At 38.2% G+C, this 14,409-nt stretch carries 15 protein-coding genes; all 15 read left to right on the top strand.

Annotation, left to right across the window (positions count from 1 at the left end):
* The first annotated feature begins 35 nt into the window (after positions 1 to 35).
* Positions 36 to 1,775, top strand: a complete 1,740-nt coding sequence (locus tag V1L66_RS17125; protein ID WP_333006481.1) for a 2-oxoacid:acceptor oxidoreductase subunit alpha — start codon at positions 36 to 38, stop codon at positions 1,773 to 1,775.
* Complete coding sequence (locus tag V1L66_RS17120) at positions 1,775 to 2,641, top strand: 2-oxoacid:ferredoxin oxidoreductase subunit beta (RefSeq protein ID WP_036080315.1); 867 nt, start codon at positions 1,775 to 1,777, stop codon at positions 2,639 to 2,641. The genes V1L66_RS17125 and V1L66_RS17120 overlap by 1 nt, the downstream gene beginning before the upstream one ends.
* A 174-nt stretch (positions 2,642 to 2,815) precedes the next feature.
* Positions 2,816 to 3,523, top strand: a complete 708-nt coding sequence (locus tag V1L66_RS17115; RefSeq protein ID WP_333006187.1) for a lantibiotic protection ABC transporter ATP-binding protein — start codon at positions 2,816 to 2,818, stop codon at positions 3,521 to 3,523.
* Between the two features lies 1 nt (position 3,524).
* Entirely contained in the window at positions 3,525 to 4,253 is a 729-nt protein-coding gene (locus V1L66_RS17110; protein ID WP_333006186.1) for a lantibiotic immunity ABC transporter MutE/EpiE family permease subunit, read from the top strand.
* Positions 4,254 to 4,256: 3 nt separating this feature from the next.
* Positions 4,257 to 5,009 carry a lantibiotic immunity ABC transporter MutG family permease subunit gene (locus V1L66_RS17105; protein ID WP_333006185.1) on the top strand — a complete coding sequence of 251 codons (753 nt, stop codon included), beginning with the start codon at positions 4,257 to 4,259 and terminating at the stop codon, positions 5,007 to 5,009.
* A gap of 19 nt (positions 5,010 to 5,028) precedes the next feature.
* Complete coding sequence (locus V1L66_RS17100) at positions 5,029 to 5,691, top strand: response regulator transcription factor (protein ID WP_333006184.1); 663 nt, start codon at positions 5,029 to 5,031, stop codon at positions 5,689 to 5,691.
* Positions 5,679 to 7,061, top strand: coding sequence for a HAMP domain-containing sensor histidine kinase (locus V1L66_RS17095; protein WP_333006183.1), 1,383 nt, complete (start codon positions 5,679 to 5,681; stop codon positions 7,059 to 7,061). Before V1L66_RS17100 ends, V1L66_RS17095 begins: the two co-directional genes overlap by 13 nt.
* 313 nt (positions 7,062 to 7,374) lie before the next feature.
* Positions 7,375 to 7,752, top strand: coding sequence for a 2-oxoglutarate ferredoxin oxidoreductase subunit beta (locus tag V1L66_RS17090; protein ID WP_333006182.1), 378 nt, complete (start codon positions 7,375 to 7,377; stop codon positions 7,750 to 7,752).
* A 235-nt stretch (positions 7,753 to 7,987) separates the two neighbouring features.
* Positions 7,988 to 9,076, top strand: a complete 1,089-nt coding sequence (locus V1L66_RS17085; RefSeq protein ID WP_333006181.1) for an ABC transporter substrate-binding protein — start codon at positions 7,988 to 7,990, stop codon at positions 9,074 to 9,076.
* Complete coding sequence (locus V1L66_RS17080) at positions 9,066 to 9,902, top strand: alkaline phosphatase family protein (RefSeq protein WP_333006180.1); 837 nt, start codon at positions 9,066 to 9,068, stop codon at positions 9,900 to 9,902. The genes V1L66_RS17085 and V1L66_RS17080 overlap by 11 nt, the downstream gene beginning before the upstream one ends.
* Before the next feature lie 72 nt (positions 9,903 to 9,974).
* Positions 9,975 to 10,820 (top strand): ABC transporter permease subunit, encoded by an 846-nt coding sequence (locus V1L66_RS17075; RefSeq protein ID WP_312123965.1) that lies wholly within the window; start codon positions 9,975 to 9,977, stop codon positions 10,818 to 10,820.
* Positions 10,817 to 11,602 (top strand): ABC transporter permease, encoded by a 786-nt coding sequence (locus tag V1L66_RS17070; RefSeq protein ID WP_036080291.1) that lies wholly within the window; start codon positions 10,817 to 10,819, stop codon positions 11,600 to 11,602. The genes V1L66_RS17075 and V1L66_RS17070 overlap by 4 nt, the downstream gene beginning before the upstream one ends.
* The gene (locus tag V1L66_RS17065) at positions 11,599 to 12,600 is read left to right on the top strand and encodes an ABC transporter ATP-binding protein (protein ID WP_333006179.1); all 1,002 of its coding nucleotides are present in this window, start codon (positions 11,599 to 11,601) and stop codon (positions 12,598 to 12,600) included. Before V1L66_RS17070 ends, V1L66_RS17065 begins: the two co-directional genes overlap by 4 nt.
* Positions 12,597 to 13,379 (top strand): DeoR/GlpR family DNA-binding transcription regulator, encoded by a 783-nt coding sequence (locus tag V1L66_RS17060; RefSeq protein ID WP_016991950.1) that lies wholly within the window; start codon positions 12,597 to 12,599, stop codon positions 13,377 to 13,379. The genes V1L66_RS17065 and V1L66_RS17060 overlap by 4 nt, the downstream gene beginning before the upstream one ends.
* Positions 13,379 to 14,389 carry a histidinol phosphate phosphatase domain-containing protein gene (locus V1L66_RS17055; protein ID WP_333006178.1) on the top strand — a complete coding sequence of 337 codons (1,011 nt, stop codon included), beginning with the start codon at positions 13,379 to 13,381 and terminating at the stop codon, positions 14,387 to 14,389. Before V1L66_RS17060 ends, V1L66_RS17055 begins: the two co-directional genes overlap by 1 nt.
* Positions 14,390 to 14,409 lie beyond the last annotated feature (20 nt).

The following is a 14,409-nucleotide window of genomic DNA, read 5'->3' as shown; positions in this document are numbered from 1 at the left end:
ATAATAGTACACATTGGATTTAAGGAGTTGTTGACATGTTACATCAGCTTTCATGGAAAGTCGGTGGGCAACAGGGTGAAGGGATTGAGAGTACAGGTGAGATTTTCTCAATGGCAATGAATCGTCTAGGCTATTTCCTATACGGTTATCGTCACTTCTCTTCTCGAATTAAAGGTGGCCATACGAATAATAAAATTACAGTTCGTCCAACAGAAGTACGTTCAATTGCGGATGATTTAGATATTTTAGTGGCATTCGATCAAGAAACAATTGATGTCAATTATAAAGAGCTTACAGAAAAGGGTATTATTTTAGCCGATGCAAAATTTGATCCTGTTAAACCAGAGGATTCAAAAGCTCCATTATTTGCAGTACCGTTCACAGAAGTAGCAGCAGAGCTTGGTACTTCGTTAATGAAAAACATGGTGGCTATCGGAGCAACTGCGTCATTGCTAAACCTAGAAGATGCAGTTTTCCAAAATGTTGTCGATGATATTTTTGGTAAAAAGGGCGAAGAAGTCGTTCAAAAAAATATGGAAGCCATTACACGTGGTCGTCAAATTATGAATGAGCTTTTAGGTGATCGTATAGGCGAATGGGAGCTTGCACCTGCGGATGGTAAACGTCGTATGTTTATGATTGGGAACGACGCAATAGCACTTGGCGCAATAGCTGCTGGGACACGCTTTATGGCAGCATACCCAATTACACCTGCCTCTGAAATTATGGAATATTTAATTAAAAAATTACCGAAGTTCGGTGGCACTGTCATCCAAACGGAAGATGAGATTGCTGCAGCAACAATGGCTATTGGAGCTAACTTTGGCGGTGTACGTTCCTTTACCGCTTCTGCTGGTCCTGGTCTTTCATTAATGATGGAAGCAATTGGTCTTTCAGGTATGACTGAGCAACCTTTAGTAGTAGTGGATACACAACGTGGTGGCCCTTCAACTGGGTTACCAACTAAGCAAGAACAATCTGACTTGATGGCTATGCTTTACGGTACACATGGAGAAATTCCTAAGGTAGTCATTGCACCTTCTACGATGGAGGAAGCTTTCTTTGATACGATCCAAGCATTTAACATTGCAGAGGAATTACAATTACCAGTAATCTTAATGACAGATTTACAATTATCTCTAGGTAAACAATCTGTTGAGCCATTTGATTATAATAAAATTGAAATTCGTCGCGGTAAAATTGTGATGGATGATCTTGAGGAAGCGGCAGATAAAGCCTACTTCAAGCGTTATGAAGATACAGAAGATGGCATTTCACCTCGTGTATTACCAGGAACATTACATGGTATTCATCACGTTACAGGTGTTGAACATGATGAAACAGGGAAGCCATCTGAAGCAACGGGTAATCGCCAAACTCAAATGGATAAACGCTTCCGCAAATTAGAGAGCTTGAAATTTGATAACCCAGTCTATGTCAATGCACCACATGAGGAAGCCGATATTTTATTAGTAGGCTTTAACTCAACAAGAGGAGCTATTGAGGAAGTGCAAGAACGACTGAATGCGCAAGGAATGAAAGTGAATCATGCACATATTCGTTTAATTCACCCATTCTCATCTGCGGAAATGGCACCTCTTATTACACAAGCGAAAAAAGTGATCGTTGTAGAAAATAACTATACAGGTCAATTAGCTAATATTATGAAGATGAATGTTGGTGGTCACGATAAAATCGCGACAATCACTAAATATAATGGTACACCATTCTTGCCAGGTGAATTAGAAAATCGTGTGAAGGAGTTGACTCGCTAATGGCAACATTTAAGGATTTTCGTAATACAGTGAAACCAAACTGGTGCCCAGGCTGTGGAGACTTCTCCGTACAAGCAGCTATCCAACGTGCTGCTGCAAATGTTGGCATTGAACCAAATGAACTGGCTGTCATTTCAGGAATTGGTTGTTCAGGTCGAATTTCAGGATATATCAATTCTTATGGATTCCATGGTATTCATGGTCGTGCACTTCCGATTGCACAGGGCTTGAAAATGGCTAATCGTGATTTACATGTCATCGCTTCAGGCGGTGATGGTGATGGATTTGCAATTGGTATGGGGCATACAATTCATGCAATCCGCCGTAATATTGATATTACTTATATCGTGATGGATAACCAAATCTATGGTCTTACAAAAGGTCAAACATCTCCACGTTCTGCTGCTGGATTTATTACAAAATCTACACCAGGTGGAGCGATTGAGCCATCATTGAAACCATTAGAGGTAGCATTAACAAGTGGTGCGACATTTGTGGCACAGGGCTTCTCTACTGACATTAAAGAATTAACAGCTCTAATTGAAGCTGGTATTAACCATAAAGGCTTCTCGTTTATCAATGTCTTTTCACCTTGTGTAACGTATAACAAAGTGAACACATATGATTGGTTTAAAGAAAACCTAACAAAATTAGCGGATGTTGAAGGTTATGACCAGTCAGATCGTGGTATGGCGATGCGTACAGTGATGGAGCATGAGGGCTTAGTAACAGGCATTATTTATCATGATACGGAAACAAGGTCTTATCAAGAAAAAGTACCTGGCTACTCTGAGTTACCATTAACAGATATCGATATCAAAATGAGCGAAAATGATTTTAATGATTTAATAAAAGAATTTATGTAAAAAATAGAATCAAAGCATTTGGAATGTCATCATTCCAAATGCTTTTTTTGTGCTTTAGTAAGTGTTTGATCGTGGGTAAATGCATAGCCACTTTGAGTATTTGATATGATCCTTATAAAATCCTTATATTTATTATTTTTTACACTAAGGTCATTGAAAGGATGATGACTAATTATGAATGACTTGATTTTGAAAACAAACAATCTTAATAAAACGTTTAAAGGACAAAAAATCGTAGACAATTTATCGTTAGAAATTAAACGCAATACGGTATATGGCTTACTTGGACCGAACGGAGCGGGGAAATCTACAACCTTAAAGATGATAACGGGCATGCTACGACCTAATGAAGGAGATATCATTTTTAATGGACATTTATGGACTCGAAAAGATCTGCAGAATATCGGAGCCTTAATTGAAACACCACCCTTGTATGATAATTTAACAGCTAAAGAAAATCTAAAAGTTCGAACGATCGCGTTAGGCTTACCGCAAAGTCGGATTGACGAAGTATTGGAAATTGTAGATTTAACGAACACGAGGAAAAAACGAGCAGGTCAGTTTTCTTTAGGGATGAAGCAACGATTAGGTATAGCCATTGCACTGTTAAACAAACCGAAGCTGTTAATTTTAGATGAGCCGACAAATGGTTTGGATCCAATTGGTATACAAGAGCTGCGTAAGCTCATTCGCTCCTTTCCAGAACAAGGTATCACTGTTATTTTGTCAAGTCATATTTTGCATGAGGTAGAACAAGTCGTGGATGATATTGGCATTATTGCTGATGGCAAGCTGGGCTATCAGGGACCAGCTCCACAAGGTCATGAATTAGAATCACTCTTTATGCAGGTTGTCACTGCCAACAGAAAGGCTGGTCACTAGCATGTTAGCCATCATAAAAGCAGAACGATTAAAATGGAAGCGAACTTTTATTCCCAAACTTCTTTGGCTTACGCCTCTTATAACCTTACTTTTAAGCGCTGTACTTATGGGAGGTGCTTACTTTCAAACAGGTGCTTATAACTGGTGGTATACGATGCTACTGCCAGGTGCACTGACGATTTGCTGTGCCTTAGTGGTCGAAAAAGATAAGAAGTTGAAATACCATAGTATACTGGCACTACCGCTTGACCTCAAAAAAGTTTGGCTAGGAAAAATACTTTCATCAGGTGTATGGCTTTTCCTTATCACTAGTATGTTCTTTGGAGGAATTACAGCAGGGGGCTGGCTATTTGGTCATACATTACCAATAACAAGCAGCTTATTAAGTTCTCTAGTTATTTTCGTAACATTTTTGTGGCAAATTCCTTTATGTCTTTTTCTGTCAGCTAAATTAGGGACCTATTTGGCTATTTTGCTTAATGTAGTGGCCAATATCGTAGGGATTGTAGTATTTGCTGATGGAGAGCTATGGTATTGCTATCCATTTACGATTGGTGCACGTTTACTATGCTCAACCCTCGGCATATTACCAAATGGTCTGCCTGTACCTGAAGGAAGTTCTTTACTCGATAAAGATGTTATATTTCCTGGCTTATTGATAACAATTGCTTGGTTTATCATAATAAGTTTTCTCACAACAAAGTGGTTTCAAAAAAGGGAGGCAAAATAGCAAATGGACATGTTACGATTATTGAAAGCAGAATGTCTTAAAACAAAACGCACGAAATTGTTACTTACACATCTACTTGTCCCCATAGCTATTTCTGGACTGTTTTTAGCTTACTATTCCTATTCACCATGGGATTCTCATGGAAAAATAACTGCCTATTTTCAAGGCTTAGCGTGTGGACTACCTATGATTATAGGATTAGTATGTGCAATGGCATCCGAGCAGGAGGCAAATGCAGGTCATTATCAAAGCATGCTAGTCACAACAAAATTAAAAATAAAGGCATATCTGAGTAAGCTTGTATTATTATTGATGTATAGCTTTGGAGCCATCTTTATGTCTGTAGCTATTTTTAGTATTGGTTTTAGAGAACTATTACATGAACTAGATTTTGACTATTTATTTTATAGTATTGCTGCCTGTATTATATTCGGCAGCCATATTATCTTTTATATCTTACATTTATTTGTGAGCTTACAATTTGGGAAAGGTGCTTCGATTGGTTTAGGTATTGTAGAAGCTCTGCTGGTTGCTTTGTTGCTTACTGGTTTAGGGGATACTATTTGGCCGTTTTTACCGTATGGATGGAGCGGTCACTTTGTTACTTTATGGATTTTAGCATCGGCGGGTACAAATTTAACATGGCTCGAGGCAAGTATCCAGACTAGCATAGTTTGGTGTTTAGGCGGAATCATATTAGCATTTGCATTGTCTTGCTTATGGTTTTGGAGATGGGAAGGTAGAGCATCTGAATAGTGGGAATGGATGGTTGATTATGGCAAATATATTAGTAGTTGATGATGAAGTTGATATTTTAATGCTGATTAAAAATGCACTACAGGAAGATGAACATTTAGTAAGCATTGTGTCTAATTCGACAGAAGTAGAGAAGATGGAGCTAGGTTCCTATGATTTGATTTTGCTTGATGTTATGATGCCTGCTATTGATGGATTTACGTTATGTAGGCAAATTCGCCATGCTGTAGATTGTCCAATTCTTTTTCTTACCGCTAAATCCTTAGAGGAAGATATTATGTTTGGTCTTGGTTTGGGTGCAGATGACTATTTAATCAAACCCTTTAGTATTGGAGAACTAAGGGCAAGGGTCAATGCTCATATTCGACGTGAAAATAGAGAGAAACGGAATATCCTTTTTAATGGTAAAGTTCATTTTAATCTTTCCGGTAAAGAACTATTTGTTCAAAATGAGCGTGTTCTGTTAACCAAAAGTGAGTATGAAATATGTGAATTTTTAGCACGTCATCGCGGGCAAGTATTCTCTAAAGAACAAATATACGAAACGATTTTTGGATTTGATGGCAAAAGTGACAGTACAGCGATAACAGAGCATATTAAAAATATTCGTTCAAAGTTACATGCATTTGATATAGAACTTATTGATACGGTTTGGGGGATTGGCTATAAGTGGAAACCATAAAACCGAGGAAAGGAACACATCTGCATACATTTTTCCTGAGATATTTATTTTTTCTTTGCATTGGCATCATTCTTTTAGTAGCTCTATTAATAGGTCTATTTATGTTTGCCTTTTCAGCTAATATTATTTTACCTGCAAATTATGCAGAGACACAAATCACTTTAGCAAAAGACCGAATTGCGACAAGCAGCTCGGTAACGGACGAGATGATCCCTGATCTTGTAGATTATGCAGTGGTTTCTATGCAGGGAGAATTTATTTCAGGCAATTTAACAAAAGAAGAGGCTTCCTATGCATGGCATTTAAAACAAAAGGGAGAGAAGCAAGGAAGTTCTCGATTTTATGCATTTATTGAGCGCGAACAGGAAGTATGTATTTTACGCTATAGTTTAGTCCCTGAGTATCGATCTGCGATCATAAGAAATTATTTACCTAACCCGCAATTAACGGTTTTATTAGTTTTTATTATTGGAGTTGTTGTACAAGCAGCGGTACTTGCTGTTCATTTTGGCAGAAGACTAAAACAAAAAATGATGGGCTTGCAAGAAGCTATTGAAAAAATACAACATCAGAATTTGGCATTTCATTTACAACCATCTGGAATTCAAGAAATTGATGATATTGCTCTTTCCTTCGAACAAATGAAGGAAGCATTAAATACTTCTTTGACACAGCAATGGCGGGCAGAAAGATTGCGCAGAGAACAAATATCAGCACTGGCACATGACCTGAAAACACCATTGACAATTATTAAGGGAAATGCCGAGCTTTTATCGGACACTGCACTAGACGAAATACAAAAAGAATATAACCAATATATATTAAAAAATACGGTTGAAATTGAAAAGTTCACAAAGCAATTAATGGATCTTTCGAATATGGAGCAAGGTATTGTCACATCAAAATCAAATGTAGCCATGCATTCTTTTATTCAACAGGTCGAACAACAAATGAAAGCTCTTGCTTTAGAAAAAAATCTTGAAGTTAGTGTAGAAAAGGTCAGGCTACCTACTTCCATTATGATAGAGGAAGAGCTTTTTTATCGGGCTCTATTAAATGTGATTGTCAATGCAGTTGAGCACACACCAAATAACGGCAAAGTTACTTTATTTGTTCAAGGAAAGGAAGATGTTATTCATTTTACTGTGAAAGATAGTGGTACTGGTTTTTCATCAAAAGATTTAATAGAGGCTACCAAACAATTTTATCGTGGAGACCAAAGTAGAAACACAACAAATCATCATGGTATGGGCCTTTATATTGCAGAGTCAATTATTAAAAAGCATGATGGGGTATTGACACTCACTAATGATTCGATAACGGGAGGAGGGAAAGTGACAGTTACTATTCCTGTTATGAGCATGGAATGATAGCCTATTTTTTCAATTCACTTCAGGTATAGGTTAAAGTCATTGCTCTATTGAAGGCCTTTATGTTTACCCTAGAATAAAGTTAGTCCTTTTTATTGGAGGTAAGGTTTTACAACTAATTATCCTTATAAAGGACTTTTTCTATAGAAATAAAGGCGCAATTGGAGAAGAAAGCTTTTCTGTGGAATTTCACAAATTGGCTACTTTTTTAGAGGAATTTAATAAAAAACAAACCATTTAAGTGGATTGGATAAAGGGCTCTTTCAGGCAATGTTTCTATAAAAAATGCTACAATAAAAGAAAAAAAGAGGCGATGGACGTGAATAACGTCATTGATTTTATTGCAAAAAAAAAGGAACGTGAAGACCGAAAGCGTGCGCAGGATTTAGAACGTTATGTTGCAACTCAGTGTAATTTTCAGCAGCCTGAAAATATTGATGCTCTTGTAGAAGACAAACTAATTGAAGTCAAAGATCATACGTTATTTCTTGGTTTTCTATCCATTTTAAAGGATGAGCAAATAGAACCGCTAGATATTTTTCAAGATGTCTTTTCATTAGAGCCCTCTCGTTTTGAAATGACCTACAATATGAGATGGTGGTCAGTTGTGCAACTGGCATTTACATTTTTAACAATTCTCAAGGAAAATGAACCGCATACATATGCTGATTTTTTAGGTCTCTCCAAATAACCTAAGTATGTGTACGTCTGTAAAGCAAACGTACACATACTTAGGTTTTTCCTTATCTTCCCCCTTCAGCTTTACAAGTCTACTTCATTTATTCATTAAATTCATAGATATTTATAATTCCTCAATAATTTTTACTAAACATTCTTAACATCTCCATACTTGCTTAATGTTTGTTTTATAACATAACGTTTGTAAGCAAATAAAAATAAAGCAAAACAAATGGAGGGTCCAACACATGGCAATTCATAAACTGTGGAAAAAAAGTCTAATTGGAGCATTAGCCATTTCCATGTTGGCAGCTTGTTCTGACAGTTCATCTAGTGCAAATGAGGTAAACAAGGATTTATCGCTTGAGGACATTACAGAAAAAGCAAAGGAAGAGGGCACTGTTAATTCTGTTGGTATGCCAGATACATGGGCGAATTGGGTAGAAACCTGGGAGGAACTCGGGACTGAATATAGCATCAAACACAAGGATACGGATATGTCGAGTGCCGAGGAGTTAGCGAAGTTTGAAGCAGAGAAGGAAGATGCTACAGCAGATATTGGAGATGTCGGGATTGCTTTTGGACCAATCGCTAAGGACAAGGGCTTAACATTACCATACAAAACATCATATTGGGATGAAATACCTGATTGGGCTAAAGACGATGAAGGACACTGGATTGTTGGCTATACAGGCACCATTTCTTTCTTGACAGATAAAAATAATGTGAAGAATGCTCCAACATCATGGGAAGATCTGAAAAATGGAGATTACACAGTCAGTATTGGGGATGCATTAACAGCTAACCAAGCACAGTTTGCCATATTAGCAGCTGCTATGGCATTTGGTGGAGATGAGTCGAACATACAGCCAGGTATAGATTTCTTTGCTGAATTAGCGAAGCAAGGTCGTTTACAGGGGGATCCATCAGTAGCGAACCTAGAAAAAGGTGAAATCGATGTTGCGATTTTATGGGATTTTAATGCATTAGGCTATCGTCACCAAATCGACGAGGAGCGCTTTGATGTAGTGATACCAAAGGAAGGATCTGTTACTTCTGGTTATGCAACAGTTATTAATAAATATGCTAAAAACCCACATGCTGCCATGCTAGCACGTGAATACATTTTATCTGACGCTGGTCAAGAAAATTTAGCAAAAGGCTATGCTCGTCCGATTCGAGACAACGTAGAACTTCCACAAGATGTAAAGGATTTATTATTACCAGCTGATATGTATACGAATGCACAGCCAGTAAAAGATCAAAAGAAATGGGAAGAAACAACAAAGCAAATCCCTCAACTTTATCAAGAGCAGGTGTTAATCCATGCAAAATAACAAAGTGGTTCTCATTGTCATCGATGCATTACGCTTTGATACAGCCTGTACACATATGGGATTCTTACACCATCTAGTCGAGCGTCAGGTGGCTGCTCGCTATAAGATTTGCTCAGAGGTGCCATCTTTATCGAGACCATTGTATGAGACGATTTTAACGGGTACTCCCCCTATTGTCCATGGCGTTACCAGCAATATGACAGTGCGTTTATCGAACGGGCAAAGTGTCTTTCATGTCGCAAAGGAGCACGGTTTATCTACAGCAGCCTCCGCCTATTATTGGGTGAGTGAGCTTTATAATAGAGCACCATTCAATCATATGGAGGACAGAATACAACTCGATACACAATTACCAATTGACAACGGTATATTTTATTTTGAGGATCATTATCCAGATAGTCATGTGTTTGCCGATGCAATATGGTTAATGGATCAAAAGCAGCCTGATTTCCTTTATATTCATCCAATGAATGTCGATGATGATGGTCACAAATTTACGGCGGATTCTGCCCAATATCGCAATCGTGTTTTAGCGATGGATGCCTTATTATCATTATTTATTCCAAAGTGTATGGCACAGGGCTATGAGGTGATCGTTACGGCTGATCATGGCATGACAAGAGATGGGAATCATGGCGGCACAACGCATGAGGATCGTCATGTTCCGCTATTTGTCATTTCAGATGCTGTAAAGGCTGGTATAAAAGAAGGCATTATTTCGCAATTACAAGTTGCACCACTGTGCTGTCATTTATTAAATATCAAGCCTGCTGATGATATGGTGCCACTGCTATTAGACGGTGTGTTTACAGCAAAAGAGGTTTAAATAGTAGTAGTCGCTCTTATTGTAAGGAGCGGCTATTATCCCCATAAAGCTGCAAGTCATTTATAGAAAGAAGTGAGTGTGTTGATATCGAAGCGGCAATCCATTGCTTGGCTTTCGCCTTTTCTTGTATTACTATTACTGTTTTTCTTAGTACCGCTACTATATATGCTCATTACAAGCTTTCAAAATAGTGAGGGCTTTACATTGAAGCAGTATGAATCGATTTTTACGAACGACTACATTCTCCAAGGTTTTAAAAATAGTATTACATTATCTGTTATCTCGGCTATGATTGCGTTACTTATCACATTGTTCGCGGTTTATGCCATGATGAAGTTTTCAGAGCCAGTACGGGAGAAGATTTTAATACTTACGAACTTAACCTCCAATTTTTCAGGTATTCCGCTAGCATTTGCTTTTATCGTTTTACTTGGCAATAGTGGTTTATTTACATTGTTATTTGACAAATGGGATATTGATGTGTTGACGTCCTTTTCACTTTACAGTTGGAGCGGATTGTTACTTATTTATATTTATTTTCAGCTGCCATTATCGCTTATGCTGCTCTACCCCATTTATGATGGGATTCAGCAACAGTGGAAGGAGGCAGCAGCCCTTCTAGGGGCATCCAGCTGGCAATTTTGGATGAAAATTGGTATCCCTGTTATGCTGCCAGGAATTGTGGGAACCTTTAGTGTATTGTTTGCCAATGCCATGGGTGCGTATGCCTCTGCTTATGCATTAACAAGCAGTAATTATAATTTAGTGGCGATTCGTATTGGCTCCTTAATAAAAGGTGATATTTTTGCTCAGCCAGAGCTAGCCAGCGCCATTGCAGTAATATTAGCAGTGACAATGGTGACTGCCATGCTTATCAGTGAATGGAGCATCTCTAAAACAAGGAGGAAAGTAAAATGAAAAAGCGTGGTTTGGCTGATTTCTTTTTCCTTCTGCTAGTGGGGTATTTACTATTACCTGTGTTAGCAACAATGCTCTATGCGTTTGCAACAAAATGGAATAAATCGATATTGCCAGAGGGACTTACGCTAAAATGGCTTGCTACATTGTTTCGGGATACCGATTTTATTCAGGCATTTGGTCGTTCAGTACTTTTAGCAGGTGGTGCAGTTAGTATCGCACTCCTTGTCATTGTGCCAGCCATCTTTGTCATTGTCTTGTACTTTCCTAAATATGAAAAGTGGATACAGATGGCAGTGGTGATGGTGTATTCTTTTCCAGGCATTATTTTAGCTGTTGGGCTTATACGCGTTTATAGCAAAATAGGTATACCGATGATATTCGTTGTTTTAGGTGCCTATGTTGTGGGGATTCTTCCTTATATCTATCAAGGTACACGAAATAGTTTAAGAAATATAGATGCGAGACAGCTACTTGATGCGGCACAATTGCTAGGTGCCTCGAAAAGGCAGGCATTCACAAAAATTTTACTGCCTACCGTTTATCCGGGCTTATTTGCAGGAGCATTGTTATCCTTCTCAGTCTTATTCGGTGAGTTTGTCTTAATTAATCTTGTTGTCGGTTCTCGCTTTGAAACCGTTCAAATTTATTTAATGAAAAAGCTTAGCACAAGTGGACATATAGCTAGTGCAGTTGTATTCATCTATCTCGTGCTAATGGGTCTTTTAACATTCGTCATTGCAATCGTAACGAAACGATCGAAAGGTGCTACAAATCTATGAGTTATCTTATTATTGAAGGGCTTCATAAAAAATATGGACAAGTATCTGTTTTAACCAATATTCATATGGAAATACAAAAGGGGGAATTTATCACACTATTAGGTCCTAGTGGCTGTGGAAAGAGTACCATTTTGCGGATTGTTGCGGGCTTAACAGATGCATCGGCAGGTAAGATTTCGATTGAAGGAAAAGATATGAGTGGCGTACAACCGAAGGATCGTCAAGTAGGTATGGTCTTTCAATCCTATGCACTTTTTCCAAATATGACTGTGCACGAAAATGTTGCTTTTGGTTTGCGTATGCAAAAAGTCAATAAGACAGATATGGAGCAGCGTGTTCATGAAATGCTTGCGCTTGTTCATCTAAGTGAGAAAGCTAATGCTTACCCAAAAGAATTATCTGGAGGTCAACAGCAGCGTGTTGCTCTGGCTCGTGCATTAATTGTCCGTCCTAAAGTATTGCTATTAGATGAACCACTTAGCGCGCTCGATGCTCAAATTCGTAAAAAACTTCAAGCAGATTTACGATCAATTCAAAGAAAATTAAATATGACTATGATTCTAGTTACACATGATCAGGAGGAGGCAATGGCTGTTTCGGATAGAATATTCGTTATGAATAATGGCAACATTGCCCAAACAGGTACGCCAACGGAAATCTATACGAGACCAAATAATGAATTTATTGCTAACTTCATCGGTCATTATAATGTTTTTCCACGCCAATCTTTAGAAAAAATGCTTGGCAAATCTTTAATAGGTCAATCCACTAAATTTGCCATACGACCTGAAGCACTGCATCTCGATCAACGAGATGGAGACTTGTGTCTCTCTGGAATTGCCAAACAATCATTAATGAGCGGCAATATTATTCGTACTACGTTTGAAGGAGAAATGCCGTTTACAATGGAACAACTGCATCAACAAGGGTACTCGATTGAAATGGGAAAATCCTATAAGTGTTATGTCGCACAAGAAGATGTGATTGCGCTATCATGACTTACGCTAAACTGGAAAGATTTGAATTTATTTTAAAACAATTAGATACAGAAGGAAAAATTATTGTTGCTAATATTGCCGATGCCCTTCAGGTGGCACCAGAAACAATTCGCCGAGACTTTGATGAATTAGAGCAACAGCATTTATTATCAAGGGTTCATGGTGGGGCTATTAAATATACGAATGTACGCAATGAACCGGTATTTTTACGCAAGCTACAAATGCACAAGGACGCAAAGAGACAAATTGCTCAGATGGCAGCAAAACGCATTTGCGACGGCGATACTATTGCAGTAGACACAGGTACTACAACAGTACATATAGCCGATTTTTTACTAGCTGTTGAAGATATAACGGTTGTAACGAATTCAATTGCAGCAGCTATTCAATTTAATTTAGCCATAGAAGAACGACGCATGACAGGCAAGGTCATATTACTAGGGGGCACGGCGAATCCAAAACAATCTTCCGTTGCAGGTGCTATGACGTTAGAAATGCTAGATAATATGAATTTTGATAAGGCTTTTCTATCGTGTGGTGGTATGAGTGAGGGCATTGTTTATGATTACGATTTGGATGAATCTCTTATTTCTAAGAAAATGCTCAAGCATAGCAAAGTGAGTTATTTATTAGCCGATGGATCCAAAATTAATGGCAAATCATTTTTTCAAATCTGTCATCTTGATGAATGTACAGAAATTCTTTGCGAAAGCACTTGTCCATTAGAATGGCAGGCTTATGAGGAAAAATGGACGATATGTAATGGAGGGAAGAACTGATGACAATTGATTATCACGTACATTTAGAAGAGGGGCCTTATTCATTTCGCTGGCTAGAGCGTACATCGCAGGCACTGGAGTTTTTTCATTCGGATGATGAAACGGAAAAAGGCTCTAAGCAACAAATGACCTGTCATTTACAGCGGCTAGCACAGCGCGTGAAAAATGGCTGTTATAGTGAGGAATGGTTGGATTTATATCTCGAACAGGCAAAGCTGCTTGGCTTACGTGAGGTTGGTATTGTCGATCACTTATATCGTTTTCAAGAAACGCGTGCCTATTTTGAGCGCTATATGAGACTGGATGGTAGTGAAATTGGGCAGGTACAGCGCTATTGGCTGGATCGTGTGATGACAGAAAACATAGATGCTTTTGTGGCGTCCATTCAGCAGGCAAAGGAAAAATGGCGTCAACATGGGATTACGCTGAGACTTGGTATAGAGGCAGATTATTTTGTTGGTGGAGAGGAGAAATTAACGGCTTTACTAGCTGGTTATCCTTGGGATTATGTAATTGGTTCTGTCCATTTTGTCGATGGGTGGGGCTTTGATAATCCGCAAACACAATATCTTTTTGAGCAAATGGATCAACTTTCTTTACAACAAAATTATGAGCGATTTTTTAAAGTAGTTGAGAAAATGATTCTTTCCAATATGTTTGATTTTGTTGCCCATTTAGATAATTTTAAAGTATTTAATTATCAGGTGGAGGATCGTGCTTTTCTTGAAGCTTGGTATAAACGTATTGCAAAGGCACTAACATCTACTCAAACCGCCACTGAAATCAATGCCGGGCTGTATTATCGTTACCCTGTACAGGAAATGTGCCCGAGCCCTCGTTTTTTACAAACCTTACTTGAACATGGAGTTGCTTTTACTGTATCCTCTGATGCACATTTCCCAGACGATTTAGGTAAATTTACATCTGCTAATACAGAGCTACTAAAGAGTCATGGCGTTCAAGCCGTTGTCTCCTTTGAACAGCGAGTTAAAAAAATGATTACATTATAGGTTGAGTATAGGGCACTACA

The sequence above is a fragment of the Lysinibacillus sp. IITD104 genome, assembly GCF_036698265.2.
Taxonomy (GTDB): domain Bacteria; phylum Bacillota; class Bacilli; order Bacillales_A; family Planococcaceae; genus Lysinibacillus; species Lysinibacillus boronitolerans.
This window is presented reverse-complemented; position numbering and strand designations above follow the sequence as displayed.